General features: G+C 66.3%; 25 protein-coding genes and 1 pseudogene. 18 read left to right on the top strand and 8 right to left on the bottom strand.

The features are described 5' to 3' along the window. Positions 1–83: 83 nt before the first annotated feature. From GAA2_RS18855 to GAA2_RS18840, 4 genes are all read left to right on the top strand, one after another. The gene (locus tag GAA2_RS18855) at positions 84–1,853 is read left to right on the top strand and encodes a hypothetical protein (RefSeq protein WP_159404974.1); all 1,770 of its coding nucleotides are present in this window, start codon (positions 84–86) and stop codon (positions 1,851–1,853) included. A 119-nt stretch (positions 1,854–1,972) separates the two neighbouring features. Next, a complete protein-coding gene (locus GAA2_RS18850; RefSeq protein ID WP_006436937.1) occupies positions 1,973–2,167 on the top strand; it encodes a hypothetical protein in 195 nt (64 codons plus the stop codon). A 185-nt stretch (positions 2,168–2,352) separates the two neighbouring features. Then, positions 2,353–3,237, top strand: coding sequence for a DUF3558 family protein (locus GAA2_RS18845; protein WP_040004812.1), 885 nt, complete (start codon positions 2,353–2,355; stop codon positions 3,235–3,237). Then, positions 3,234–3,785: a DUF3558 domain-containing protein gene (locus GAA2_RS18840; RefSeq protein WP_006436935.1), complete on the top strand. Its 552-nt coding sequence runs from the start codon at positions 3,234–3,236 to the stop codon at positions 3,783–3,785. The genes GAA2_RS18845 and GAA2_RS18840 overlap by 4 nt, the downstream gene beginning before the upstream one ends. Positions 3,786–3,794: 9 nt before the next feature. Here GAA2_RS18840 and GAA2_RS18835 read toward each other — a convergent pair whose 3' ends face one another. Then, positions 3,795–4,622: an acyl-[acyl-carrier-protein] thioesterase gene (locus tag GAA2_RS18835; RefSeq protein WP_159404973.1), complete on the bottom strand. Its 828-nt coding sequence runs from the start codon at positions 4,620–4,622 to the stop codon at positions 3,795–3,797. Positions 4,623–4,722: 100 nt separating this feature from the next. Between GAA2_RS18835 and GAA2_RS18830 the strand changes: the two genes are divergently transcribed. From GAA2_RS18830 to GAA2_RS18810, 5 genes are all read left to right on the top strand, one after another. Continuing rightward, on the top strand, positions 4,723–6,399 hold the full coding sequence (locus GAA2_RS18830; RefSeq protein ID WP_159404972.1) for an FAD-dependent oxidoreductase: 1,677 nt from the start codon (positions 4,723–4,725) through the stop codon (positions 6,397–6,399). A gap of 2 nt (positions 6,400–6,401) precedes the next feature. Beyond that, positions 6,402–7,679 carry a glycosyltransferase family 4 protein gene (locus GAA2_RS18825; protein ID WP_159404971.1) on the top strand — a complete coding sequence of 426 codons (1,278 nt, stop codon included), beginning with the start codon at positions 6,402–6,404 and terminating at the stop codon, positions 7,677–7,679. Beyond that, positions 7,666–8,394 carry a class I SAM-dependent methyltransferase gene (locus tag GAA2_RS18820; protein ID WP_159404970.1) on the top strand — a complete coding sequence of 243 codons (729 nt, stop codon included), beginning with the start codon at positions 7,666–7,668 and terminating at the stop codon, positions 8,392–8,394. The genes GAA2_RS18825 and GAA2_RS18820 overlap by 14 nt, the downstream gene beginning before the upstream one ends. Beyond that, positions 8,391–9,443, top strand: coding sequence for a prenyltransferase (locus tag GAA2_RS18815; protein ID WP_159404969.1), 1,053 nt, complete (start codon positions 8,391–8,393; stop codon positions 9,441–9,443). Before GAA2_RS18820 ends, GAA2_RS18815 begins: the two co-directional genes overlap by 4 nt. A 153-nt stretch (positions 9,444–9,596) precedes the next feature. Continuing rightward, positions 9,597–10,454, top strand: coding sequence for an LLM class F420-dependent oxidoreductase (locus GAA2_RS18810; protein WP_159404968.1), 858 nt, complete (start codon positions 9,597–9,599; stop codon positions 10,452–10,454). Positions 10,455–10,461: 7 nt separating this feature from the next. Here GAA2_RS18810 and GAA2_RS18805 read toward each other — a convergent pair whose 3' ends face one another. After that, on the bottom strand, positions 10,462–11,064 hold the full coding sequence (locus GAA2_RS18805; protein ID WP_159404967.1) for a TetR/AcrR family transcriptional regulator: 603 nt from the start codon (positions 11,062–11,064) through the stop codon (positions 10,462–10,464). Between the two features lie 187 nt (positions 11,065–11,251). Here GAA2_RS18805 and GAA2_RS18800 point away from each other — a divergent pair, with 187 nt between their 5' ends. The 3 genes and pseudogenes from GAA2_RS18800 to GAA2_RS18790 all read left to right on the top strand — a co-directional run bounded on the left by GAA2_RS18800 (position 11,252) and on the right by GAA2_RS18790 (position 14,346). Continuing rightward, positions 11,252–12,643, top strand: coding sequence for a flavin-containing monooxygenase (locus GAA2_RS18800; protein WP_159404966.1), 1,392 nt, complete (start codon positions 11,252–11,254; stop codon positions 12,641–12,643). Continuing rightward, positions 12,640–13,582, top strand: a pseudogene (locus GAA2_RS18795) (alpha/beta hydrolase). Before GAA2_RS18800 ends, GAA2_RS18795 begins: the two are co-directional and overlap by 4 nt. Further along, a complete protein-coding gene (locus tag GAA2_RS18790; protein ID WP_159404965.1) occupies positions 13,579–14,346 on the top strand; it encodes an SDR family NAD(P)-dependent oxidoreductase in 768 nt (255 codons plus the stop codon). Before GAA2_RS18795 ends, GAA2_RS18790 begins: the two are co-directional and overlap by 4 nt. 123 nt (positions 14,347–14,469) lie before the next feature. Here GAA2_RS18790 and GAA2_RS18785 read toward each other — a convergent pair whose 3' ends face one another. Beyond that, complete coding sequence (locus GAA2_RS18785) at positions 14,470–15,162, bottom strand: class I SAM-dependent methyltransferase (RefSeq protein WP_159404964.1); 693 nt, start codon at positions 15,160–15,162, stop codon at positions 14,470–14,472. A gap of 49 nt (positions 15,163–15,211) precedes the next feature. On the opposite strand from GAA2_RS18785, the gene GAA2_RS18780 reads away from it, so the two are divergent. The 6 genes from GAA2_RS18780 to GAA2_RS18755 all read left to right on the top strand — a co-directional run bounded on the left by GAA2_RS18780 (position 15,212) and on the right by GAA2_RS18755 (position 22,934). Then, positions 15,212–16,186, top strand: a complete 975-nt coding sequence (locus tag GAA2_RS18780) for an NADPH:quinone oxidoreductase family protein (RefSeq protein WP_159404963.1) — start codon at positions 15,212–15,214, stop codon at positions 16,184–16,186. Positions 16,187–16,240: 54 nt separating this feature from the next. Further along, positions 16,241–16,510 (top strand): DUF2277 domain-containing protein, encoded by a 270-nt coding sequence (locus tag GAA2_RS18775; RefSeq protein WP_024497587.1) that lies wholly within the window; start codon positions 16,241–16,243, stop codon positions 16,508–16,510. 515 nt (positions 16,511–17,025) lie between these two features. Further along, positions 17,026–19,425, top strand: coding sequence for a hypothetical protein (locus tag GAA2_RS18770; RefSeq protein WP_096275010.1), 2,400 nt, complete (start codon positions 17,026–17,028; stop codon positions 19,423–19,425). 220 nt (positions 19,426–19,645) lie between these two features. Continuing rightward, on the top strand, positions 19,646–20,182 hold the full coding sequence (locus GAA2_RS18765) for a hypothetical protein (RefSeq protein WP_232513016.1): 537 nt from the start codon (positions 19,646–19,648) through the stop codon (positions 20,180–20,182). A gap of 265 nt (positions 20,183–20,447) precedes the next feature. After that, positions 20,448–22,184, top strand: coding sequence for an ABC transporter substrate-binding protein/permease (locus GAA2_RS18760; RefSeq protein WP_232513146.1), 1,737 nt, complete (start codon positions 20,448–20,450; stop codon positions 22,182–22,184). 3 nt (positions 22,185–22,187) lie between these two features. Next, positions 22,188–22,934: an amino acid ABC transporter ATP-binding protein gene (locus tag GAA2_RS18755; protein ID WP_096274613.1), complete on the top strand. Its 747-nt coding sequence runs from the start codon at positions 22,188–22,190 to the stop codon at positions 22,932–22,934. Between the two features lie 4 nt (positions 22,935–22,938). On the opposite strand, the gene GAA2_RS18750 is transcribed toward GAA2_RS18755, so the two are convergent. The 5 genes from GAA2_RS18750 to GAA2_RS18730 all read right to left on the bottom strand — a co-directional run bounded on the left by GAA2_RS18750 (position 22,939) and on the right by GAA2_RS18730 (position 26,884). Continuing rightward, positions 22,939–23,745: a FadR/GntR family transcriptional regulator gene (locus GAA2_RS18750; RefSeq protein WP_096274612.1), complete on the bottom strand. Its 807-nt coding sequence runs from the start codon at positions 23,743–23,745 to the stop codon at positions 22,939–22,941. Positions 23,746–23,884: 139 nt separating this feature from the next. Beyond that, positions 23,885–24,283 (bottom strand): SDR family oxidoreductase, encoded by a 399-nt coding sequence (locus GAA2_RS18745; protein WP_191834511.1) that lies wholly within the window; start codon positions 24,281–24,283, stop codon positions 23,885–23,887. Beyond that, positions 24,228–25,127 carry an amidohydrolase family protein gene (locus GAA2_RS18740; protein WP_191834510.1) on the bottom strand — a complete coding sequence of 300 codons (900 nt, stop codon included), beginning with the start codon at positions 25,125–25,127 and terminating at the stop codon, positions 24,228–24,230. Before GAA2_RS18740 ends, GAA2_RS18745 begins: the two co-directional genes overlap by 56 nt. A gap of 103 nt (positions 25,128–25,230) precedes the next feature. Then, positions 25,231–26,238 carry an alcohol dehydrogenase catalytic domain-containing protein gene (locus GAA2_RS18735; RefSeq protein WP_191834509.1) on the bottom strand — a complete coding sequence of 336 codons (1,008 nt, stop codon included), beginning with the start codon at positions 26,236–26,238 and terminating at the stop codon, positions 25,231–25,233. A gap of 4 nt (positions 26,239–26,242) precedes the next feature. Continuing rightward, on the bottom strand, positions 26,243–26,884 hold the full coding sequence (locus GAA2_RS18730) for a PaaI family thioesterase (RefSeq protein WP_191834508.1): 642 nt from the start codon (positions 26,882–26,884) through the stop codon (positions 26,243–26,245). Positions 26,885–26,994 lie beyond the last annotated feature (110 nt).

The following is a 26,994-nucleotide window of genomic DNA, read 5'->3' as shown; positions in this document are numbered from 1 at the left end:
GCGTCGGCTACCAATTTTCGATCCCCGGTGCTTAACTTGCTCAGCGCAAGGGGTGGGAGAAGAAAGTTGGACGAGTGACCAGCATGGGGCGGAACGGAACTCAGCGTTCGGAGAAGGTCGCGCGCCGCGCGGACCGCAAGCAGAAGCGCCAGCACCGCGTCGTCGCGGGTGCTGCCGCGCTCGCCACGGTCGCCGCGATCGGCGCCGGACAGGCGATGGAACCGGCCGCGGCAGAGGCATTGTCGTTGTGGCCGACCCCCACGACCGGCTCCGGTCTGGCGAACCAGATCAAGGACCTGAAGAACGAGTACGGTACGAATCCGCTGGGCGACCTCTTCGCCGACATCAACAACGAGGCTCTGGCCGAGCTCGTCGAGGCGTGGCGGATCGAGCTCTGCGCATCGGGCGGTGGCAATGGGGGAGCGGACTGCTCCGATTCGTCCACCGACCTCGGTGGATTCGGCGTCGCGGTCGTGCTGCCCGACAGCCTCGAGCTGGTCCCGGTCGGCGTGTACGGCTCGTTCAAGGAGCTCTACGACGGTATTCCGCAGTGGATCAAGGATGCCGCGAACGTCATTCTCGTGCCGATCTTCCAGACGGAGCTGCCCTTCGAGATCACACCCGAACCCGACACCACCGGCTCGGCGACGGTCAAGGGCAACGGTTTTCAGTTTGCACTCGCATACCGCGACGGTGATGCCACCGCCGTCTCCTACCTGCCGCTGAGCATCGCGACCGCCGGGGCCAGCGACGGCCGGTCGGCGTTCGCCTTCGCGGTGATCGGTTCGGCCCACGCGTGGAACACCGGCGATCTCGACGTGACCGTTCTCGGCAAGCCTCTGGCCACCATCCCGGGGATCACGGGCGTCGGTTGCTACGGCGGACTCACCGCCGGCTACGCCGACGGCGTCGGCGCGTGTGCGAATGTCGCCGGAACCTTCGACTTCCGCTACCAGCAGCCCAACGGCGAGGTGCAGTTCGCGCTCACCGACCCGACTGCGCTCCTGGCGGACCCGACCGGCGTACTGGGCGGCGCAGGTCTCGAGATCCTGTCCGGCTTGGCGTCCGCGCTGCTCGGCGGCGAAGGTGTCGACTTCGACGGAGACTGGTTCTCCCTCTCCAAGGACTTCGCCCGGCTCAGTGTCGGGGGCGACCACGGCCTGCTCAGCGGCAACTTCCTCCGCCTCACCAGCGACTACGGCTTCACCGGGCCGATCACCGTCGACTGGCTCGGCTCCACGGTCACCTTCCGTCCCCTGGTCGAGGTGAACGGCGAACTCCGGCCCAATCGTCTCGGCCGCCCGGTCATCTCCTTCGGTCAGCTCGACACCGGCGAGATCGTCCCGGTGATCCACATACCGAGCTACGAGTTCCCCTTCGGTATCCCGGCGACCGACGACGCGGTGATCCCGCAGTCGAACACCGTCGCCCGGGTCGCGGCCTCGGCCCCCGCCGGGTTCGCGTCGGTCACCTCTGCGGACACCGAAGCCCCCGAGCTCGCTGCCCCCGAGACCGGCGAGTCGGGCAGCGACGTCGTCGAGGAAGAGGAATACGTCGGCAAGCATCGCGCCACCTACGAGGGCAAGCACCGCGCCCCCGAAACCGCGGTGGACGCCGAGGACACCGGTGCGGGCTCGGACGACGGTGCGGGCAACGACGACGGTTCGGGCACCGACGACGGCGGTGAATCGGGCAGCGGCTCCAGCGGTTCCGGTTCCGACGGCGCCGGTTCGGACAGCGGCGGCGACGCGAGTCCGGACGCCGGCGGCGACGCGGGTTCGGACACCGACTCCGCCAGCGCATCGGACTCGGGCTCGGACTCGTCGAGCAGCTCCGGCGCAGAAGCGGCCTGACACCGGCCGCCCCTCAGACCGGCGCCCCGGCATTGGACTCGATCCGTGCCGGGGCGTCGACCACTACTCTGGACGAAAAGCGGGGCTGGACGCCACGCGGAGCCGATGAGGAGGTCGTGATGGCGATCGATCGCGACAGAAGCAGAGCGGTGTCGGAGGTCGTCCGGGAGCATCCGGTGATGAGCCTGGTCGCGGTCTCGCCGGGCATCGCCGTGTTCGTGGTCCTGCTGCTGCTCGACCAGACGTTCCTGGCGATCCTGTTCGCCGTCCTCGCCGTCGGCGGCGGAGTGTATCTGTTGACCCGCAAACGGTGAGCACGTCGCCCGCGCGGTGAAACCGCGACTCGACGGCGGGCGCGGCTACAGTGGTGGCCACTGAGCTCGACCGCGACGCCGTGCGCGTCGGCGGCGGGCGCACGCGGGTGAAGGGAGTGCGGGCACATGATCGACTATTCGGGTCGTCACCACGGCCCGGCGGCCGGGCGGCCGGGTCGCTGACCATGTCCACGCGCGTCGATGCCTACATCTGGGCGATCCGTTTGACCAAGACCCGATCCGCGGCGGGTGCGGCGTGCCGGGGTGGCCATGTGCGGGTCAACGGCGTAACCGCGAAGCCCGCTCAGCCCGTGGTTCCGGGCGACGAGATCCGTGTCCGTCTGGCCGGGCGCGAACGCATCGTCGAGGTGATCAAGACGATCAACAAGCGGGTGTCCGCGCCGATGGCCGCCGAATGTTTCGTCGACCGGTCCCCGCCACCTCCGCCCAAGGAGATCCTCGCGAGCCAGCCCCGTCGTGACCGCGGCGCCGGCAGGCCCACCAAACGTGAACGGCGACAACTCGATCGGCTCCGCGACTCGAGCTTCCTCGTCGCACTCCTCGCCGTCGTCGTGCTGCTGGTCGGCGGTTGTTCGGACGACGCGCCGGCCGACCCGAACAAGCCGAACACCCCGGAGGCCCCCGCCCAGGCGGGCTCCGGACCGTTTTTCGGCAAATGCGGTGGGGTGACGCTGGACGAGGTCACCCGGATCACCGGTTTCGGCGGGCTCACCGAGACCGTCAACAACACCTCGGTCTGTGAGTGGGACACCACCGGCTCGCGCACGGGCGCGGTCGCCTCGTTCAACTGGTACCGGGGTTCACCCATCGGCCGGGAAGAGGCCAACGTCAAGTTGTCGCGCGATGTCACGAACAAGCTCGAGATCGACGGTCATCAGGGGTTCATCGGCTACACCCAGTCCGGTCAGATCTGTGAGGTCGGTATCGGTTTCGGGGCCGACTTCTTCGAATGGTCCATCCGCGGCGACGCACAGCAGGCCCGTCCGATCGAGCAGATCTGCGACGCCGCCCGGGAGCTGGCGACACTGTCGATCGAGCGTGCGTCATGAGGCGGCCGCTGGCGGTTCTCATCGCCCTTCTCCTCGGCCTGACCGCGCTCGCCGGGTGTGCACGAACGGTCGACGGTGAGCCGGTGCCGGTGGGCGCCGCCGGACAGTCCGGCAGCAGTGACATCGACACCGATCAGTTCGACAAGCTGCTCCTCGAATGCGACGTGCTCCCCGACGCCATGATCGCCGACGTCGTGGCCGGCGGTGGATTCGCCGAGCGATCCTTCAGCGGTGCCATCTGCCGTTGGCTGGTGTCCGGTGCCACCGACGTCGTCAGCGTGACGTTCAACTGGTTCGAATGGGGCAACGTCAACCTCGAGAAGGAGACGGCGAAGAAGCTCGGATTCCAGACCGAGAACATCAAGGTCGCCAGCCAGTCCGCCTTCACCCAGCGCAGTCCCGACCGTCCGGGCGTCTGCGGGGTCACCGCGCGGGCGCCCAGCCGGGGGATCTTCACCTGGTTCGTCGAACCCCGCAGTGCGCCCCAGGGGGACCCGTGCGCAGCCCCGATCAAGCTGATGGAACTGCTCCTCCAGGGCGGTCAGTAGCGCCGCGCCTCAGGCCGGTAGCGGCGCCACCACCACACTCGCGGCAACGACCAGCTCGTCGCCGGACCCTGGTACCAGCAGCCACACCGTCAGCTGGTCGCCCTCGCGGACGCGACGAAGGGTGAGGCGCGTCCCGGGGACGATGGGCCGCAGGTACTCGATGACCACCCGGTGCGGCATGTCGACGAGATCGGGGTGTTCGACCAGCTCGTCCTCGATGGCCTCGAGGTAGGCGGCGTTGTTGAGGTGCTTGAACGGATCGAAGTCGGTGATGCGCAGGACGTGCTCGCGATCGGGGAACGGGATGTCCTCGGCGGCCGGAGCCTTCTCCGGGTTCATCGACTTCCACCGCAGACGGTGTTCGTCGGTCATCGACGACAGCATCTCGAAGGCCTCGTCCGACAGCCGCGAGGGCACGCCCTTGTCGTTGACGTTGATCCAGAACGCCTCGGTCTCGATCAGGCCCTCGGGACGCGGGTCGGGATTGAACCGGTTGGTCTCGTGATCGGAGGTGAGACGCACCCGCATGTTGGTCCACCGCGTCGACAGGGCCCCGCACCAGCGCTGGGCGGTCACCGTCCCGGGCCAGGAGATCGGCCGGATGACGTCGATGACGGTTCGCCGGACGATCCAGAACGGTTCGGTCTTGCCGAACTCCGTGGCCTCGAGGTTGTCGTTGGCGATGTCTTGCAGGTACCGAGCGACGGCGTCGAGCCGCACCCGCATGTCCTGATCGACATCACCGGTCCGGACCCGGTACTGCGCCTGGTAGAACCGGGCGCCGTCCTTGCGGGCCGGTAATGATCCCGCTTGTACACCTGAAGTAACCTGGCTCACTCGAGTCCCTTCAATGGGTCGCAGGTATCTTTGCAGTTAAGGTACAGTCAAGGCCGAAACTAGAACACGTTCTACGTATTGGATTACGAGGAAACAGCAGATGGCGCATGTGATTACCCGGCCATGTTGCAACGACGCGAGTTGCGTGAGCGTGTGTCCGGTGAACTGTATTCACCCGACGCCCGACGAGCCGGAATTCCTGACGGCCGAGGCGCTCTACATCGACCCGGAGACCTGCATCGACTGCGGCGCGTGCATCGACGAGTGCCCGGTCGAGGCGATCGTCCCCGACGATCAGCTCACCGAGCGCGACGAGCCGTATCTGCAGATCAACGCGGACTACTACAAGGACCACGACGTCGAGGGCGGGCTCGTCCCGCCGCGCAAGTCGCCGCAGCTGCCCGACAAGGAGCTGCACGTGGCGATCATCGGCGCCGGGCCGGCCGCCTTCTACGCCGCCGAGGAACTCGTGCGCAAGCAGAGCATCAAGGTCGACATGTTCGATCGCCTGCCCACGCCCTACGGCCTGGTCCGCGCGGGCGTCGCCCCGGACCACGCCGCCACCAAGGGCGTCGAGAAGACCTTCGCGTCCGTCGCCGCCAAGAAGAACTTCGACTACTACCTCAACGTCGAGGTCGGCAAGCACATCAGCCACGACGAACTCGTCGCGCGCTACCACGCGGTCATCTACGCGGTGGGTGCCGCCACCGACAAGCGGCTGGGCATCGAGGGGGAGGACCTGCGCAACTCCGTCGCGGCCACCCAGTTCGTCGCCTGGTACAACGGCCACCCGGACTTCGCCGACCTCGATGTCGACCTGTCCTCGGAGCGCGCGGTGGTGGTCGGAAACGGCAACGTGGCGCTCGACGTGGCACGCATCCTCGTGACCGATCCCGACGAGCTGGCCAAGACCGACATCGCCGACCACGCCCTGGCGAAGCTGCGTGAGTCGAACATCAAGGAGGTCGTGCTGCTCGGCCGGCGAGGCGTCGCCCAGGCTGCCTACACCAACAGCGAGTTCCTGGCCCTCGGCGACGTCGAGGGGGTCGACGTGGTCATCGATCCCGAGGACCTCGCCCTCGACCCGGCCACCGAGGCGGCGCTGGCCGACGACACGCTCGACTCCACCATCGCAACCAAGATCCGGCTGGCCCGCGAGTTCACCGAACGGCCGCAGACGCCCGGCAACAAGCGCATCGTCTTCCGCTTCCTGACGTCTCCTGTGGAGATCGCCGGTGACGGAGAGGTGACCGCGCTGACGTGCGTGCGCAATGCCTACACCGACGCCTCCGGGCGAGTGGCCGTGACGCCGACCGATGAGCGGTTCGACCTCGAGACGGGCCTGGTGCTGCGAGCCATCGGCTACCGGGGCGTCCCGGTCACCGACCTCCCCTTCGACGAGGGACGCGGCGTCGTCCCGAATGCCGGCGGGCGGGTCCAGGTGGCCGCCGACGGCGAGGTCATGCCGGGCCTGTACGTCACCGGGTGGATCAAGCGCGGGGCCACCGGCGGGATCGGCATGAATCGGCTGTGTGGTCAGGAGACGGCGCGCGCCGTGATCGACGACTTCGGCGCCGGCACGATCGCCGATCCGTCGACCCCGCGTGACGATGTCGCCGCGCTCGTCGCCGATCGCGGTGCCAACCGCATCGACCTCGCCGGGTGGAAGGCCATCGACGCCGCCGAGAAGTCGGCGGGCAAGGCGGCCGGCCGTGCGCGTGCGAAGTTCGTGAGCATCTCCGAGTTCGAGGCGGCTGCCACCGCCGGGGCGCAGTAACCGTGCGGATTGCACTGCTGTCCTACCGCAGCAAACCTCATTGCGGTGGGCAGGGGGTGTACGTCCGTCATCTGTCCCGAGAGCTCGCGCTTCTCGGGCACAGCGTCGAGATCTTCTCGGGGCAGCCGTACCCGGAACTGGACCAGTCGGCGATTGACGCCGGTGTCACGATCACCAAGGTGCCGAGCCTCGGGCTCTACGACGAGCCGGACCCCTTCCGTACCCCGGGACTGAGCGAGTACCGCGACTGGATCGACCTGCTCGAGGTCGGATCGATGTGGACGGCGAGCTTCGGCGAGCCGCTCACCTTCAGCCTCCGGGTCGCCCGGTTGCTGAAGGAGCGGCGCGACGACTTCGACATCGTGCACGACAACCAGTGTCTCGGTTACGGATTGCTCGACATCCAGAAGGCGGGCTTCCCGCTGATCGCGACGATCCACCACCCGATCACGCGGGACCGCACCCTCGCGGTCCGCGCGGCCAAGGGCTGGCGCAAGATCACTGCGTGGCGGTGGCATTCCTTCCTGCGTATGCAGGGACGTGTGTCGCGCCGGATCCCGGAACTGCTCACCGTCTCCCGTAGCAGCGAGGTCGACATCCGCAAGGCCTTCGACATCCCGTCGGGCCGTATCACGACGATTCCGCTCGGCGTCGACACCGAGATCTTCACGCCCGGAACCGAACGCGTACCGGGACGCATCGTCAGCATCGCCAGTGCAGACGCACCTCTCAAGGGGGTGTCGTACCTGCTCGAGGCGGTGGCGAAGCTCGCCGCCGAACGCGACGAGGTGCAACTGGTACTGGTGTCCAAATTGGACCCGAATGGACCGTCTGCCGCGATGATCGAGGATCTCGCGATCGCCGATCGGGTGTCGGTGGTCTCGGGGCTCGAGGACTCCGAGATCGCGGAACTCCTGGCCTCGGCCGAGGTTGCGTGTGTGCCGTCTCTGTACGAGGGCTTCTCGTTGCCGGCGGTCGAGGCGATGAGCTGTGGCACACCGCTGGTGGCCACTCGCGCCGGCGCGATCCCGGAGGTCGTCGGTACGGGCGAGGAAGCCGCGCTGCTGGTTCCGCCGCGGGACTCCGGGCGTCTGGCGCAGGCGATCGGTCGACTCTTCGACGACGCCGAGCTGCGGGCCCGTCTGGGCTCGGGCGGACGGCGCCGGGCCGAGGAGAACTACAGCTGGGTGGCGGTGGCCGCGAAGACGGCGGCCCACTACGAAACCGTGCTGGCCGGACACCGGCGAGCAACAGAAGGGACATCGAGTGCTGACAGTTGACTTCGACCGTCTGGGCGTGGGCCCGGGCATCAAGGCGATCGACATCGGGGCGGGTCAGGGCCGACACTCCTTCGAGATGTTCCGGCGAGGAGCGGATGTCATCGCCTTCGACATGTCGGAGAGCGACATGGCCGATGTCGCGGAGATGTTCGACGCCATGACGGCCGAGGGGCATGTGCCCGCTTCGGCCAAGGCGCGCGCCGAGGTCGGTGACGCACTGCGTCTCCCGTACGCGGACAACAGCTTCGATGTGGTGCTGATGTCGGAGATCCTGGAGCACATTCCGTCCGACGAGGGCGCGATCAGCGAGATGGTTCGCGTTCTCAAGCCCGGTGGGGTGGCCGCGGTGACGGTGCCGCGGTACTGGCCGGAGAAGGTCTGCTGGGCCCTGTCGGACGAGTATCACGAGGTAGAGGGCGGACACGTCCGCATCTACAAGGCCTCCGAACTGGCCGGCAAGCTGCGCACGGCGGGCCTCGAGGTCACCGGCACCGATCACGCACACGCTTTGCACGCTCCGTACTGGTGGCTGAAATGTGCTGTCGGCGTGGAGAACAACGACAACCCGCTGGTCAAGGGCTACCATCAGCTGCTCGTCTGGGACATGATGAGCAAGCCGTGGCTGACCCGGGTGGGTGAGCAGGTGCTCAACCCGTTCATCGGGAAGTCCGTGGCCCTGTATCTCCGTAAGCCCGAGACTGCTGCGTCTTCATGACGGTCGCTCCGGCTGTCCCTGGAGTGGTCACCGCCGAGCAGATGCGCGCCACGGGCGCAGCGATCGTCGGCATGCAGGAGGAATCCGGCGCACTGCCGTGGTTCCCCGGCGGGCAAACCGATCCGTGGGATCACATAGAATCGGCGATGGCGTTGTCGGTCACCGGTTTTCACGCCGAGGCCGAGGCCGCTTACGAGTGGTCGCGGCGCAAGCAGCGAGCCGACGGTTCCTGGCCGATCCGCACCGTGTGCGGCAAGGTCGAGGATGCCGGCACCGACAGCAACTTCTGCGCCTACATCGCGGTCGGGGTGTGGCATCACTACCTGATCACCGGGGATGATGGCTTCCTGCAACGGATGTGGCCGGTGGTCTGGTCGGCGATCGACTGCGTCCTCCGATTCCAGCGCGAGGACGGCGCGTACCGGTGGGGTGGCGACCACCGCACCGGCGCCATGTTCGGTGAAGCTCTGATCACGGGCAACTCCAGCATCTTTCAGGCTCTGGACTGTGCGATCCGGATCGCCGGTCAGATGGATCAGCCCGACGAGGACTGGATCGTCGCCCACACCAGGCTCGGGGATGTGATCCGCGCCGACACCGTGCGGGACGAGTGGGAGATCTTCACGCCCCCGTCCGAACATTCGATGGACTGGTACTACCCGATCCTCGGCGGTGCGGTGCGCGGCCAGGAGGGTCAGGAACTGATCGCCCGTCGCTGGGACCAGTTCGTCGTCCCCGGCAAGGGTGTGCGGTGCGTCGACCACCGCCCTTGGGTCACCGGCGCCGAAACCTGCGAGTTGGCACTGGCTCTCGACGCGCTGGGCGACACAGCTGATGCGGTCGAGCTGATCGCGTCCATACAGCACCTGCGCGATCCCGACGGATCATATTGGACGGGACTGGTTTTCGCGGACGGCAAGCGCTGGCCGGTGGAGAAGAGCTGCTGGACCTCGGCGGCTGTCGTCCTGGCCGCCGATGCCGTGAGCCGCACCAGCGTCGCCAACGGGATCTTCCGTGATGTCCGGCAACGGCTCGTTGTCGCGCCCTAGCCGGACCGTCGCTCCCTGAGGTGCGAGGAGCGCAAGCGACGAGCCTCGAAGGGTCTGAACCCCTGGCCTCTGTGGCGCCCATCACCTAGACTGGTGTCCAGTCAACCGTCCGATTCTGATGAGGGCGCAGCAACGGCGCCCGGGGAGGCCCTCATGGATTTCGGAATCGTACAGTTCACCAGTGATCGTGGCCTCATGCCGCACATCTTGGCGCCGCTGATCGAGAACGCCGGCTTCGCGTCGTACTACGTCCCCGAGCACGGGCACATCCCCACTCGTCGCGACGCCGCGCATCCGCAGACCGGTGACGAGACCCTGCCCGACGATCGGTACATGCGAACCCTCGACCCGTGGACGTCACTCGCGGCCGCAGCCGCGGTGACCGAGCGGATTCGACTGGGCACTGCGGTGGCTCTTCCCGTGCAGTCCGATCCCATCACCCTCGCCAAGACCATTGCGACGCTCGACCACCTCTCCGGTGGCCGGGTGACCCTTGGCGTCGGATTCGGGTGGAACCTCGACGAGCTCGAAGACCACCACGTGCCACCGAAGCGTCGCCGGACCATGCTGCGCGAGTACCTCGAGGCGATGCGGGCGCTGTGGACGCAGGAGGAAGCCGAGTTCGACGGCGAATTCGTCAGGTTCGGTCCCAGTTGGGCGTGGCCGAAGTCGACGCAGGCGCACATTCCGGTGCAGGTCGGCGGAGCCGGCACGGAGAAGAACTTCAAGTGGATCGCCCGCAGCGCCGACGGCTGGATCACCACGCCGGGCGAAGACGACATCGAGGGTTCGGTGGCGCTGCTCAAGCGGATCTGGGCCGACGCCGGCCGGGACGGCGACCCGCAGGTCGTCGTCCTCGACTTCAAGCCGGTGGCCGAGAAGCTCGAGAAGTGGCGCGAGATCGGTGTCACGACCGTGCTGTACGGCCTTCCCGACGACTCGGTCGAGCGCGCCAGCGGATACCTGGCCAAGCTGGCCGGCAAACTCGAGCTCGCACCGGCGGTCGTCTAGCGGTCCGTCAGGCGCCGGGGTCGGTGCGCAGGCCGGGCATCACGAAACGGTCGAGGTGGCGCCGGACCTGTCCGGCGTCGTCGATGTCGATGGTCTCGCTCGGCGTGGTTCCGAGGCTGATCAACACGCGCGCAACCCATTCGGCGACCTCGTGCAGATCGTGCGCGGGATGGATCTCGCCGCGGCCGGCGGCCGCCTCGACGTAGGGGAACCAGAAGCCGGCGAGGTCGGGGACCAGTTTCACGACGCCGACGCCCGCGCATTCGGCGAACTCTGTCGGCTCCTCGGTACGCAGCCGCATCAGGAGGGTGCCGGGGTCGTCGTAGGCGCCACGGCCGATCCGCACACCGGCGGTCAGCTGACCGGCGAGATCGCCGATGTCGTCGAGCGCGGTCCGTGCGTCCCGCCAGAACGATTCCGTCAGTCGCACGATGGTGGCGCCGATCATGGACGGTTTGTCCGGGTAGTGCCGGTACAGCCAGGCTCGGGAGACCCCGGCCGACTCGGCGACCTGTTGCATCGTGGTGGCGCGAATACCTTTGTCCGCCAGCAACTTCGCGGTGGCGTCGAGCAGGCGGTCGTGAACCGACGGGTTGGTTGTCTCGATCACGGGTTCTCCTGCGTTGCTCTGCGGTCTGCGTTGCTCGTTGTGGCGTGTGTGCTCCGGCGAAGACTAACAAGGCCGTAGACAGTTCGCGGAATCTGTGTACACGGTCCCGGCCATCGTGTAGACACAAACCAGATTGTGTCTACACCCGATGTTTGTCCAGAACTGATGTCTGTCCAGAGGGGGAAGCGTGCGCTTACCGACCACCGCGATCATCGGCGCCGGGATCAGCGGTCTGACCGCAGGCAAAATGCTCACCGACTACGGCGTCCCGTACACGTGTTTCGAGAGTTCCGACCGCATCGGCGGCAACTGGGCGTTCGGCAATCCGAACGGTCACAGCAGTGCCTACCGGTCGCTGCACATCGACACCTCCAAGCACCAGCTGTCCTTCCGCGACTTCCCGATGCCGGACGAGTATCCCGACTTCCCGCACCACACGCAGATCAAGGCCTACCTCGACGCCTATGCAGAGGCCTTCGACCTCATCCCCTCGATCGAGTTCACCAATGGCGTCGAACATGCACGCCGGCTCGACGGCGGCGGCTGGGAGCTGGAGACCCAGCACGGTGAACGACGCCGGTTCGACCTCCTCGTCGTCGCCGACGGACATCACTGGGACCCGCGTTTCCCGAACTTCCCGGGCGAGTTCGACGGCATCGAGATGCACGCACATCACTACATCGATCCGCGGACGCCACATGACTTCTCGGGCAAGCGGATCCTGGTCGTCGGCTTGGGGAACAGTGCGGCCGACATCGCGGTCGAACTGTCGTCGAAGGCGCTGGACAACAAGCTGACGCTGTCCACCCGGTCCGGGGCCTGGATCGTGCCGAAGTACTTCGGCGGCAAACCCGCCGACAAGTACTACAAGACCTCCCCCCACATCCCGATGTCGTGGCAGCGGAAGTTCGTCCAGATGATGCAGCCGATCACCGCCGGACGTCCCGAGGACTACGGTCTGCCGACGCCGAATCACAAGTTCTTCGAGGCACACCCGACACAATCGGTGGAGCTGCCGCTGCGTCTCGGCTCCGGTGACGTCATCGCGAAGCCGAATGTCAGTCGCCTCGACGGGTCGACGGTCCACTTCGACGACGGCACCTCCGACGACTTCGACATCATCATCTACGCAACGGGTTACAACATCACCTTCCCGTTCTTCGACCCCGACTTCATCAGCGCGCCGGACAACCGGATCGACCTGTACAAGCGGATGTTCTACCCGGGTATCGACGACCTCGTCTTCGCCGGATTCGCACAGGCGGTCCCGACGTTGTTCCCGTTCGTCGAATGCCAGGCGCGCCTCATCGGCGCGTACGCGACCGGACACTATCGCCCACCATCGGTGGCGGAGATGCGGGAGACGATAGCCGCGGACACGCAGTTCTTCACCGGCCACATGGTGCAGAGCGCACGCCACACCCAGCAGCTCGACCATTACCCGTACGAACACAACATGCGTACCAAGGAGATCCCCAACGGCCGACGCCGCGCGCAGGAAGAGGGGCCGATGACCTGGGCGGGAGTGGCGGACAACGTTCCTGTCGCAAGCGTCTCGGGAACGGAGGCCACCGCATGACCGCACCGTCCGGAGCGCAGACCGTCCGTTTCCCGTCGGCGGGCACCGAATGCGACGCCTGGTTCTTCGCCGGTTCGTCGGGCTCGCCTTTCGAGATCGACGGCAAACGCCCCGTCGTCGTGATGGCGCACGGTTTCGCGGGCACCAAGGATTCGGGTCTCGCGCCGTTCGCACAGCGATTCTCGGAGGCCGGACTCGCCGTCTTCGCCTTCGACTACCGCGGTTTCGGTCTCTCGGATGGGCAACCGCGGCAGCAGATCTCGCTGGAACGCCAGGCCGACGACTACCGGGCCGCGATCGTGGCCGCCAAGAAGCAAGCCGGTGTGGACCCGAATCGGGTGATCCTCTGAGGTGTTTCGCAATCGGGCGGTCATGCGCTGACGGTCGCGAGCGGTCGTCTCGACATCGCCGCGGTGGTCTCGGTGATCCCGCTCGTCAACGGTCTGGCCGCCGGTCGCGTGGCCTATGACCAGGTCGGAGGTGCGGCCATCGCGCGCTCCACCGCGTCGGCCGTGGCGAGTGCCGTGTCGTCGAAGCTGGGGCGCGGCCCGAAGATGATGCGCGTGGTCGGCGAGCCGGGTGACCGCGATGCGGCACTGACCGCCCCCGGATTCCTGGAGAGCTACCTGGCCATTGCCGGACCGTCGTGGCGCAACGAGGTCGACGCGTCGGTCGGTCTGGAGATCGGCGGGTTCCGGGCCGACAAGGCATGTCGGCGACCTCAATGCCCCGGTGCTCGTCCAGATCGCCGACTACGACTCGGCCGCGCCGCCGCAGGCGGCAGCCAAGACGGCTTTCAAGGCGCGCGCCGAGGTCAGGCACTATCCGTGTGATCACTTCGACGTCTTCGAGGGCAACGACTGGTTCGAACCGTGTGTCGGACATGCGGTCTCGTTCCTCACCCGCCACCTCGCGGACAAGACCGTGAGTGCCCGGTGAAGCGCGCGATCGTCATCGGCGGGGCGTCGGGTATCGGGCTGGCGACGGTCGACGCGCTGGCGGCCGACGGAGTGGAGGTCGTCGTCGCCGATGTCGACGCCGAGCGTGCCGAGAGAGTCGCCGCCGAGCGGGGTGACACGGTCCGTGCGTTGCGTCTCGACGTCACCGACGAAGACTCGGTGGTCGCCGCTTTCGACGCGGTCGGGGAGTTCGACACGGTGGTGAACTGTGCGGGCCTGTCGGATCCGGGTACCCTGACCGAACTCGACTTGAGCGCCTGGCGTCACACCCTCGACGTCTGCCTCACCGGTACGTTCCTGGTGATCAAACACGCCGGCCGTCGGATCGCCGACGGCGGCTCGATCACCTGTATCGCCTCGCTCAACGGTCGGCAGCCAGGCGCCGGGATGGGGTCGTACTGCGCGTCGAAGGCGGGGGTCCTGATGCTCGTCGAGGTCGCTGCCCTGGAACTGGCGGACCGGGGGATACGGGTCAATGCCGTGTCGCCGGGTCTGGTGTCGACGCCGCTGACCGAGGGAATCGGATTCGTCCCCGGACTCACCGAGGAGTACATCGAGAACACCCCGCTCGGACGCAGCGGCGAACCAGCCGAGATCGCCGACACCGTCGTCTTTCTCGCCTCCGACAAGGCGCGGTGGATCACCGGGGCTGCCTTCGACGTCAACGGTGGCGCCCACCTGAAGCGGTATCCCGACGTCCTCGGCAAGGCGCGGGCGATGCTGGAACAGTACGAGTCCCAATAGCCGGAGGCCGCAACTGTTTTCGGTAATCGATCTTCGCGCGGCACCGTTTCCCTGCCGCTGATCGGACTCGATCAGCGGCAGGGAACTGGTCGCTCGGGAGGGAAATCCTTACGCGGGAAGGCGCTAGCCGGCCAGCGGTGCGCCGACGACGCCGGAGTCGCGTCGTAGCACGCGCAGCGAGCCTTCGGCCCGGACCTCGGTGAACTGACCGGTTTCCAGGGCCTGGCAGTAGATCTCGTAGGGCGGGCGTCCGCCGTCGGCGGGATCGGGGAAGACGTCGTGGATCAGGAGGGCCCCGCCGATACGCACCCACGGGGCCCAGCCGTCGAGGTCGTTCTGGGCGGCCTCCATGCTGTGGCCGCCGTCGATGAACACGAAGTCGGCGGGCTTGCCCCAGATCCGGGCGGCGACGGTCGACGGTGCGAGGAGTCCGACGACGGTCTTCTCGAGCCCGGCGTCGAACATGGTGCGGCGGAAGCGCGCCGAGGTGTCGAGCGTTCCGGTGTGCGGGTCCACGAGGGATTCGTCGTGGTACTCCCAACCTGGTTGGTGTTCTTCGGAACCGCGGTGATGGTCGACGGTGACGATGACTGCGTCATTCGCCTCGGCGGCGGAACCGAGGAAGACCGTGGACTTTCCGCAATAGGTGCCGATCTCGATGCCGACCTTCGTCGAATCCGGTTGTGACAGATACTCTCCGGCGATCTCGAACAGCGTCTGTGCCTCGTCGAGCGGCATGAAGCCCGGCGCCTCGTCGGCGACTCGGCGACGTTCGGGGGACGGTGCGTTCGGCGACGGCGCCGTGGACTGTGACATGGCACAGATCCTATCGGGTGTGTGAGGGGCGCCGCGTAGGGTGAGCGATATGAAAGCTCAGGTACTCAGCGCAGAGACAGGCCCCTCCGGACTCGAGTTGACCGACGTCCCCGACCCCACTCCCGCCGACGGCCAGGTCGTCGTCGACGTCAAGTCGTGCGGTGTGTGTTTCCCGGACCTCCTGATGAGCCAGGGCAAGTACCAGCTCCGCGTGCCCACCCCGTTCACCCCGGGGACCGAGGTCGCGGGAGTGGTGCGGTCGGCGCCCGAGGGATCGTCGGTGAAGGTGGGGGACAAGGTCCTCGTCGCGTCGATCGTCGGCGGTTTCGCCGAGCAGGTCGCGGCCGCGCCGGAACAGCTGCTGCCCCTGCCCGAGGGACTCAGCTTCGAGCAGGGTTCCGCGATGGGCATCAACTACCAGACCGCGCTGTTCGCGCTGAAGACCCGCGCGCACACCCAGCCCGGTGAGGTCGTCGGCGTGCTGGGTGCCGCCGGCGGCGTCGGCACCGCGTCGATCATGGTCGCCAAGGCCATGGGTGCGAAGGTCGTCGCCATCGTGCACCGCAAGGGTGCCGAGGAACTGCTGCGCAGTGCGGGCGCCGACGAGATCGTGCAGCTCGAAGAGGGCTGGGGCGACAAGCTCAAGGAGGTCGCACCCAAAGGTGTCGACGTCATGATCGATCCGTCCGGCGGTGAGGTCTTCGACGAGGCGCTGCGCCAGGTCGCCCCCGACGGTCGCTACGTCGTGGTCGGTTTCGCTGCGGGCGGGATCCCGACGGTCAAGCTCAACCGCGTGCTCTTCCGCAACATCGCCGTCGTCGGCGCGGCCTGGGGCGAGTACGTGCGCACCCATCCCGAGCTGAACCTCCCGGCGAAGCTGCACGAGGAACTCACTCAGATGATCGCCGACGGCATGACCCCGCAGGTCAACGTCACCTACTCGCTCGATCAGCTGCCCGAGGCGTTGACCGATCTCGCCGAAGGGCGGATCCTGGGTAAGGCGGTCGTCAAGATCGGTGACTGAGACCGGTCCGGCCGGCGACGACCGCAGGAGATGCCACCTGCGAAGGGAACCGCCATGTGCCGCAACATCACCGAACTCCGCGGACTGGAACCGCCCGCCACGGCCGACGAGGTCGAGGCGGCGGCGCGACAGTATGTACGGAAGGTGAGCGGCGTTCGGCACCCGTCGCCGGCCAACGTCGAGGCCTTCGAGGCCGCGGTCGTCGCCGTCACGGCGGCGACCCGCACCCTGCTCGACGCCCTTCCCGAGCGTCGCCAGCCGCCCAAGACGGTCCCGCCGCTTCGACGCCCCGAGGTCCAGGCGCGAATCGCCGCGCGGGGGTAGTCGCTTCGATCAGCAATAGGTATCGCTGAGCGAAACCTATTGCTGACTGTGTGGGCTCCGAGTCGGAAGCGGTTCCTGACGGCCGCGATCGGCATTGTGGAGTACCTGAGTGCACCCCTGTCTTGGCAGGGTTAGGATCGCGAAGACATTTGTGCTGATCGTGGCCACCTCGTGGCCATGCGATTGGGTGGGGGACGAGTGACACCGAAGCCTGTAGAGGTGAACCCGAGCAGTCTCGCGGACGCAGCGAGGCACTTGCATTCGTACGGGACGTCGATTCGGCGGATCGAGTCGCCGACGTTCGGAGCTATCCGTAACTCGCTGGCGGGTTTCGAGACCGCATCAGCCACGGATGGCCTCGACGGGTCGGTGAGGCAGGCTCTGACAACAATTGCGGGTCGACACGAGCAGTTCGGTGATGCTCTGAAATCTGCCTCGAGCGCGGTGGTCAATGCCGACTACGTCGCCGCTCGGCTACTGGAGTCACTCGGCAATCTCAACCAGCGTCCTGAGTGATGGCGGCAAAGACTCGAAGTATTGTCCGCGACGCGCACCCCGAGATTCTCGCTCATGCCGCGTCCGCATTGGTTCCGGTGTCGGCCGCGATCGAGAGGAAAGCCGGGGAACTCCACGCGAAGGTAACAGGCCTCGATTGGAAAGGGGTCGCGCGTGACGGAGCGGTGACCCGCGCGGACTGGGAGAAAACGCAGATGACCCGGGTTGCGGACGCAGTCGAGGAACTCGGCGAAGCGTTCACGTCTGGCAGCAGTCGGATGGCCCCGATGGTCGCGAACCTCAACACCTCAGCGTCCAATCTCGAGAACGACCTGTTCTCAGTCGAAGATGATTGGACCGTTCGTGATCTGCGCGACTACGCCTCCGAAGAGAAGCGCAACGAGGGCGACTCCACCGCGCTGTCCGAGATAGCCGAAGCTCGCCGCATCCGGGGTGAGGAAGCGACCAACGAGACCATCCGGCTGCAGAGGCTTGCGCAGGAGCTGCACACGGCTGACGTGGACACGAAGCGCGCGATCAGCGAAGCAGAAGAACTCATCAGGACGCTAACACCCGTCACAGCGGGACTCAGCATCCGCCAGTCCGAGATAGACCTGCAGGCACTCAAGGATGGCAAGCTGTCGCCGGCGGGCCGAGAGCGTCTGAGGCGAGCGACATGCCTGAGTCCCGGCCAGCTTGAAGCGCTCCGCGAAGGGCAAGTCACGGAGATCTCCCAGGGGCAGTACAACTATTTGAGCAATATCATGACCGAGCTCGAGACGGCGAACATGGACGACCTCCTCAAAGTTCACAACGCCGCGCCCGGTCTGCTCGGAGACGCGTTCCGCATCATGTCGAGTCCCAATGTGCACACGAAAGCGGGCTCGACTGGCGGCCTGGACCGTTTGCCTGGCTCGGTTGTGTCGCTGCTACGCGAGAATCCGATAAAGCACACGACAGCAGGAACGTCGACCGGATTCCCCTACTCCTTCGCGGGGGTGCCGCGTCTCGAGGACTTCAAGGCACTCAACACAATCTTGAGTGACCGGACCGACCGTGGTCTGCAGTTGGGCACCGACGTCGACCGCGGGATGCTCAAGCAGTCCTCTGAGATCGTCGGAGCTCTACCGGACGGCGACGACAAGCTCTTTGGTCTGTACGACGAGAATCAGCGCGTCGAGGACGTTCGAAAGCTCGCGAGCTCGATGCTCACCAACTCGAGTCACGACCGGCAAGCCGTCACAGATTTCCTGACCGGGGAGCGGATGAGCGTGACAGTTGCTGAAGGGCATAAGTACGACGCCGACGCGCACGTGCTGAACATCCTTTCTGAACGGTGGTCTGTCGACGGTGCCAAACTCGGTGCGGAAGGTGACTTGTCGGGCGGCAGAGATCTTTTCGATTGGATCGGGGCGGCGGCACCATCCGAGGGGTACGAGGGACAGCTCGGTGGTAGGGCCGCCGATGCATTGGCGCGCATTCTGATCGAACACGAGAACGAACTCGATTCGCTGGTCGTCGAACGAGACTCAGCAGGAAACAACAAGTACGAAACCTTCGGTGACCGGAATGCCCTGCTGTCGCAGGTACTTGCCAAGAACCTCGCGCCGTATTTCGGTAACTTCGCCGGTGCTCCGGATGGGGTGTTGGTCAACCACACAGCCGCTCCGCTCGAAGACGCGGTGGAGTTCTCGAAACTCATCGGGGTGCTCTCCACGGATCCCGGTGCGGGTCGAGTTGCGTTGAGCGCAGCCGTGCACTGGGAGAACTTCCTCGCGCACGAGTACGGCAGCGACCCGGACAACTCGGAGCTCGCCACTGCCGCTGCCAAAATACACAGGTCAATGGACGACGGGTTGACCAACGCGCTCTCAACCCTCGCCGACAACGACCAGTGGGAGAGATTGCGGGAGTACAACGAGAAGTCCTTCCTGATCGACTCGGCCGGAGGGCTTTTGGCTGCTGGCGGGTTGAAAGTGCCTGGGCTTTCCGAGGTCGCCGGCCTGGCCGTGCCACTCGTGAAGATGGATGAGATTTCATTGCCGACTGCCGATCCGCAGGACAACGAAGCTGCATGGAAGACAGAGCTTGAGAACCTGGGAACCAGCCTCGACAAATTGACCGCCGGCCAAGACCGCGTGGTACAGGTGACGTCTGGCTACCTCGAGGATCGACCAGACCTCTGGGGCAAGGCGTGGATAGCTCGCGACGGTGCTTCGATAACATTTGTGAAGCCAGACGGGTCTATCGACCTGGAAAAGGTTGAGGCCAACGGTCGAGAATTCACGAGGTTCTCGAAGGAAATTGGCGCGGAAAGTACTCGTTTCGAATACAACGACCACTTCGGTGAATCACTCGAAGATCCGACCATTAACGATTCCGACCAGTCCATGGAGGTAGTGGACCGTGCGCCGCGCTGACGTTGTCGCAGTAGCATTGCTGTGCCTTGGGCTCGTGACTGCCTGCAGCGACATCGGTACATCCTCATCCTCGGGCTCTTCGGGCAATACCGCGTCCGGTTCGGTCCGATCTATGTCCCCCTCGGAAGCGCGGGCAGCAGACCGTTTGCAGTGGAGAATGCGCTGGCGTGAGGACGGTGCTGTCGACCTGTCATCCCCGACGGGGACGTTCATTCGTGGGGTGATCGAAGGAGAAACCCTACTACTCTTCGACTGGGATGTTGACGGTGAGTTTCCAGGCATCAAAGACGCGATTCCTGGGCGCAAGGATTGGATGCCGCCTCTGGGCAGCAACGACTACCAGACGGTGGATGAGATCTATAAGATTGCCGACGTTCGTGACCTCGGCGACAACTCTGCTGTCGCGCTTGTGTGCACATCCGGGCAGGTGAGCACCGAAGAAGCGAGTTTTCCGCCCTATTTCGATTCGGAGAATGTCCCCGATGCCCGCGACAGGTTCGTGGCGGTCGACCGTCTGACGTTCCATCGTGAGGGCGAGTCGCCGCCCGAAACCCGGCCCGGTCCCAGCCTGTTTCCCGGCTATGACGTATTCGGAGATTGGTGGGTGTCGGAGTACACGGATTCGTGGGCGCCACGGGGGTCGGGGCCTGACAAGTGGGGGCGGGAACCGATGCCCGACCCGAGTATCTGCGGTGACATGGGAGACCTGACGTCTCCCGGCCCGTCGTTCCCGGGCTGGTCGGGCGCCGGAGTCTGAGACGCGCGAACGCGCAGCGGGTGAGTCAGCAGTAGGTTTCGCTCAGCGAAACCTGTTGCTGATCCGTGCCACCTGCCCCGGCGGCTCGGAGATAAAACCCCAGTTCAGTGGGGTTACGCTCACCGGTGAGCAAAAATTTGGGACGTGACCGCGGGGTCGGGCTAGGGTCCGAGTGGTGTCCAACCACCGATCTCCCCGCGCTCATCGAGCCGCTCCGCGCGTGGTTCGAATCCTCGCGCTGGCGCTGACCGCCGCCATCGTCGGCATGCTGACGATCCTCGGCGGACCCGCGCCGCATGCCCAGGCAGCCCCCGACGACAGCTGTAGCCCGGCCGGGCTTGCGTCGGCGTCGGCTGCGCCGGTCAACCTGGCCGCCGCGGAACAGGGCGGTGAGGACAAATACACCACCCCGAACACCACGCCGATCGACCAGATCGACATCGGCTCGCTCGAACTGCTTGCGCCGGGCAAGATCTCCGTCGGCACCTTGTCCGACGCCGGACCCAGCATCTGTGTCAACAGCGCCGGCAACTTCACCGGCTTCGACAACGAACTCCTCAAGGCCATCGCCGCGAAGCTGGGTCTGCAGATCGAGTTCAACGGCACCGAGTTCGCCGGTCTGCTTTCGCAGGTCGCCAACAACCGGTTCGACGTCGGGTCGTCGTCGATCACGACCACCGACGACCGTCGCAAGACCGTCGACTTCACCAACGGCTACGACTTCGGCTACTTCTCGCTCGTCGCCCCCGAGGGCGGTCCCATCAAGGGATTCGGCGACCTGTCGGACTCCACCCGTATCGCCGTCGTCCAGGGCACCGTGCAGGACGACTACGTCGTCAACACGCTCGGCCTCGACCCGGTCAAGTTCCCCGACTACGCAACGGCTTACGCCAATCTCAAGAGCGGTCAGGTCGACGCGTGGGTCGCGCCGTCGCAACAGGCGGAAGGCGCGGTACGCGAGGGCGACGGCACCGCCATCGTGGAGAACACCTTCAGCGTCAACAACTTCGTCGCGTGGGCGGTCGGCAAGAACAAGCCCAAGCTGGTCGAGGCCCTGAACTCCGGGCTCGATGCCATCATCGCCGACGGCACCTACGCCAAGCTCTACGTCGACTGGGTGCCGCGCGAACTCCCCGAAGGCTGGAAGCCGGGCAGCAAAGCCGCACCCGAACCCGAACTCCCCGACATCGCCGCGATCGCCGCCGAGAACGCCGAGAACGCCGGCCCGACCGAAGCCACCACGCCCAAGAGCACGCTCGAACAGCTCGGTGACACCTTCTTCAACTGGGAGCTCTACGAGAAGTCGTTCCCCGAACTGATCAAGACCGGCCTGGTCAACACGCTGATCCTCTCCGTGGTCTCCGGTGTGCTGGGCACCATCCTGGGGATGATCCTCGCGGTCTGCGGCATCTCCCGGTCGCGCTGGTTGCGTTGGCCCGCACGTGTCTACACGGACATCTTCCGCGGTCTGCCGGCCGTCGTCGTCATCCTCATCGTCGGCCTGGGCGTGGGCCCGGTGGTCAAGGGCCTCACCGGAAACAACCCGTACTGGCTGGGCGCCGTCGCGTTGGCACTGCTCGCGGCCGCCTACATCGGCGAGATCTTCCGATCCGGTATCCAGAGCGTCGACGACGGTCAGCTCGAGGCGTCGCGTGCGATCGGCTTCAGCTATCGGCAGTCGATGCGGCTGGTGGTGATCCCACAGGGCGTCCGGCGCGTGCTGCCCGCACTGATGAACCAGTTCATCAGCCTCATCAAGGACAGCTCCCTGGTCTACTTCCTCGGACTGCTCGCCAGCCAGCGCGAACTGTTCGCCGTCGGCCGAGACCTCAACGCGCAGACCGGAAACCTGTCTCCGCTGGTCGCCGCGGGCATCATGTACCTCATCCTCACCATCCCGCTGACGCACCTGGTCAACTACATCGACCGTCGCCTCCGTACCGGTAGGCCGGCCGATGTCCACGATGATCCGTTGCCCGTCACCGTCGTCGAGAAGGGATAGGCCATGCCTGCCACCACCACACGAAAAGCTGTGTCGCTGACCGGTACCGACCTGCACCTGTCCTTCGCCAAACATCACGTGCTGCGCGGCGTCGACATCCAGGTCGACGCGGGTACGACGACCACCGTCATCGGCCCCTCGGGATCGGGCAAGTCGACGCTCCTGCGGGTACTGAACCGCCTGCACGAACCCGACCAGGGGGACATCCTGCTCGACGGCCGGTCGGTGCTCCAGGACAACCCGGACGAACTGCGCCGCCGAATCGGCATGGTGTTCCAGCACTTCAACCTGTTCCCGCACAAGACGGTGGTCGAGAACGTCGCGTTCGGACCGCGGAAACTCAAGGGGCTGAGCAAAGACGAGGCACGCGACGTCGCGCTGAAGCAACTGGAGATCGTCGGCCTGACCGAGAAGGCCGACGTGCGACCCGCACGCCTGTCGGGCGGTCAGCAACAGCGTGTGGCCATCGCGCGTGCACTCGCGATGACACCGGAGGTGATGTTCTTCGACGAGGCGACCTCGGCTCTCGATCCCGAACTCGTCAAGGGTGTGCTCGCACTCATGGCCGACCTCGCATCCGAGGGCATGACGATGGTCGTCGTCACCCACGAGATGGGCTTCGCGCGCAATGTGAGTGACAACGTGCTGTTCATGGATCACGGCGTCGTGGTGGAAACCGGTGAGCCCGGCGAGATCTTCGACGACGCGAAGTCGGAACGACTGCGTACGTTCCTGTCTCAGGTCCTGTAGCAGCTCACATCCACTGCACGAGTTCGTCGGACCGTTCCGGGTGACGGTCCCGGAACCGTTGGACGACCTCGCTGATGTGATCGTGCATCAGCGTCTCCGCCTTACGAGGACGGCCCGCGATGATCGCCTTGGCGATGTCGGCGTGGTCGTGGCTCATCGCATCGTCCTCGGCGATGGTGTCGCGGCCGGCCTCGAGGACGTGCTCGACGACGATGTGGTCGATCGCCTGCGTGAGCAGCGTGAGGACGCGATTGCCGCTGAGTTCGGCGATGACGGCGTGAAAGTTGTTGAGATCGCTGAAGATCTCGCTCTCCTCGTGTTCCTCGACGTCGTAGTCGAGGAACCGCGCGAAGGCGGCCTCCTTCAGCTTCCGATCCTCGATCCGGGCGACCTTGGCGGACAGTTGCGGTTCCAGGATCTCCCAGGTGTCGAAGACCTCGTCGTAGGTCGCGCCGGCGAGATGGAAATACAGCGTGGCGGTGCGCGCGAGGTAGGACGCGTTGAGCGCGCTCACGAACGGACCCCCACCGGGGCCGCGCTTGAGCGTGATCAGCCCCTGGACCTCGAGGATGCGAAGCGCCTCACGGAGGGTCTCGCGGCTGACCGAGTAGTTGGCGAGCATGTCGCTCTCGGCCGGGAGACGGTCGCCGCGCCGCAGCCCCAGGCTGACGATGTCGGAGACGATCGACGCGGCGGTGGTCTCCGATGCCTTGGGGGCACGCGTGGTCTCGCCATTCTTCTCCGAAGACGATCGCATCTCTCCGGGGTTGTAGATGATCGGGAGACCCGTGCGGGTCAGTTCGCGTGTCATCGTCGACCTTTTCTCATTCGGTGGCGGCGGTCCGCGAGCCGCTGGCTGGATTCGCAGTCGGATTGCACACTACTGGTGAACGGTGTCCGACTTCGGAATTTCGTACGTGTGAACGAAACCGGCGCTCGACGCGGCGGGTTCAGTACGGGGACGATCCACCGTCGACGTTGAGGGTGGTTCCGGTGATCGCGCCACTGTGCTCGCCCAGGAGGCTCACAGCGGCGTGCGTGACCTCGTCCAGGGTCGCATGTCGGCCCGTCCTTGTCAGGTCCTTGTAATTCTGCTGAGGATTCGAGTAGCGGCCCGTGTTGGCCTTTCCTGCCGACGACGACTGCGTCGGAACCCGCGTCGGGATCTCCACGTATCCGGAACACAGCGTGTTGCATGTGATGCCGAGTTCGCCCGGGTCGGGATCCGCCGGCCCCCGTGGTGGATCTCTGCGATGTCGGTGTCCGTGCTCCGTGGCGCGGACACCGACATCGTCATTTGCTGGGACGATCGAGCCCGAACAGCCGAGTAGCGTTGCGGTACAACACATCGCGCTGCCAGTCGTCGTCGAATCCCAGGTCGGTGACGACTTCGAGGGCGTGCGTGTAACCGTAGGGGATGTTGGGGAAGTCGCTGCCGAACAGAATTCTGTCCCCGGCGTCGACGAGACGCGAACGGAGGTCCGCGGGGAACGGGGCGTCCTCCTCGGCGAAGTCGGTGAACGCCATCGTGGTGTCCAGGTGCACGTTGGGGTACTCGCCCGCGAGGTCGAGGAAGGCCGCGTATTCGGGCATGCCCATGTGCGCGATGATCAGTGGCAACGACGGGAACCGATGCAGGAGAGCGCGAACGGGTTCCGGGCCGGTGTGCCGGCCGGGTGCGGGACCCGAGCCGCAGTGGATGATCACCGGCACCTGGGAGTCGGCGATCTGCGACCAGACTCCGTCGAGCAGGGAATCCATGGGGGAGTAGTCGCCGACCTGGATGTGGCTCTTGAAGACCTGCGTTCCGGCCTGGATCGCACGAGAGACGTAGGTGGTGGCCGATTCTTCCGGGTAGAACGTCGCGGTGTGCAGGCAGTCCTCGTGGTTGGCGGCGAAGTCGTTGGCCCAGCCGTTCAGCCACTCCGCCATGTTCGGCTTGTGCGGGTAGACCAGCGACGAGTAGGCGCGGATACCGAATTCGCGCAGCGTCGACACCCGGACGTCCTCGTCGGCACGGTAGGTGATCGGCCACTCCCGCCCGACCAGCGGCCCCGCGGAGTCGAAGTACGACCACACCTTGTCCATGACCGGACGCGGCATGAAGTGGGTGTGGACGTCGACGATGCCCGGCAGGTCGAGGTCCTGCCAGACCGCGCGCACCCGATCCGCCTCGTGGGAGCTGAACGGCACAGGGCCCTCAGGTCTGGGGCTGTCGGGTCTGGGGGCTTCGGGAACGGCACTGTTCACCCGTACGACGGTACGCCCGGCGGAGGTCGCAGGGCATCTCGGCCGGTCAGCCGACGGCGGGTGAGATCAGCACCTTCCGATGATCATTGGGCGCCGACAACTCGGCGAACACGCGGTCCACCTCGTCGAGCCCGACGATCTGGCTGACCAGCGTCGACGAGCCCACCGCGCCGCGGTTCAGTTCGGCGGCAGCGGTGCAGAACTCGGTCTTGGTGTAGTACGAGACGAAGTGCATGGACGCCTCCTTGACGATGCCGGCGACGGGCATGAAGTGATCGTCGCCGAGGCACACGCCGGCGACGACGATGCGGCCGTGAGTTCGTACGGCGTCGAGCGCCGCGGCGATCATCCCGGGTTTGCCGACGCACTCGATGACGACGTCGAAGCCGTCGCGGACCTCCCCGGACAGCTGCTCCGGGGTGTGCACCGCGGATGCGCCGGCGTCGAGGGCCGCGGCACGCCGACCGGGCGAGGGGTCGGAGCTGATCACCTCGCCGGCCACGCCGCGCGACAACCAGTGCAGCACTGCCGTTCCCACCGGACCGGCACCAAGCACGAGGACGCGGTCGGCGGGTTCGATCCCGGCCCGCATCACGGTGTGCAGGCCGACCGCGAGGGGTTCGACGAGGGCGCCGTCCACCGGGTCGATGCCATCGACCAGCACACTCTCGGCCGCACCGACGACGACGAACTCGGCCAGTGCCCCGGGGAGGACGCCCAGCCCCAGCGTGCGTGCGGACGGGCAGCGAGCGATGTCGCCGACCAGGCAGGCGCGACATCGTCGGCAGCCGCGGACGGGCATCGACGCGACGTGATCGCCGAGGCGGAAACCGTGGTCTGTGCCATCGGCGGGGTCGGGTGGACCGACCGCGACGACCTCCCCGGCGAACTCGTGTCCCAGGATGGTGCCGGGTGGGAGAAACGGGGCGGTCGACAGGTCGGAGCCGCAGATGCCGTTCGCGGCGACCCGGAGGACGAGCTCACCGGGTCCCGGCGTGGGGTCGGGGACCTCGACGACCTCGAATCCGTCTGCGGTGGTCACCGCGGCACGCATCCGCTCAGCCCTCCGACCAGCGCACCACGGGTCCGTCGACCGCGGATCGCGGGACGATGAAGACGCCCTCGGCCTCGCAGGTCACGCCCTCGGCGTCGGAGATGGTGCCGCGTGCGATGCGTTTGCGCCCGTTCTGCTCGGTCACCCACGCCTGGGCCACCAGCGCGCCGAGGGGAGTGGGCCGCAGGTAGCGGACGGTGATGGTGCCGGTGTAGCACGGTGAGGAGTAACTGGCCGCGTTGCCGAGCAGGTGGTCGAGGAGCATGGCGCAGACGCCGCCGTGGACCTGCCCCGGCGGTCCCTCGTAGGCGGCGCCCAGGATGAACTCGCTGCGCACGCCGTCCGGGACGTGTTCGATGTCGAGCGGGGGCGCCAGGGCGTTGCGGACGCCGATCACGGCATTCCCCCAGGCCATGCCGGTGTTCTCGCGCGTGTGCCGGACGCCGTATGGGCCGTCCATCTGCTCGGTGCGTAGGTCGGCGACGATCTCCGCGATCCGCCGCTGCGCGTCGGCGAGTGCATCCTCGCCCACCTCGGTGCGGATCACGGCGTCGACGAGGTCGCGCACGGTGTCGGTCAGGGGCGTGTAGACGCCGCGGCGACGAGCGACTTCGTCTTCGGTTATGTCCTCGAGGATGAACTCCATGTGTCTACCGATCAGTAGGTGTGGCATAGGTAACGAAGGGTGGAGGCCTGCAGTAGAACGTGTTCTAATTCAAGCATTAGAACGTGTTCTCGTTTCTGTTTTCGTGGACA

Origin of the sequence: Gordonia ajococcus (assembly GCF_012974285.1) — a bacterium.
Lineage (GTDB): Bacteria > Actinomycetota > Actinomycetes > Mycobacteriales > Mycobacteriaceae > Gordonia > Gordonia amicalis.
Note: the sequence above shows the minus strand (reverse complement) of the source record. Positions and strands in the feature narration are given on the sequence as shown.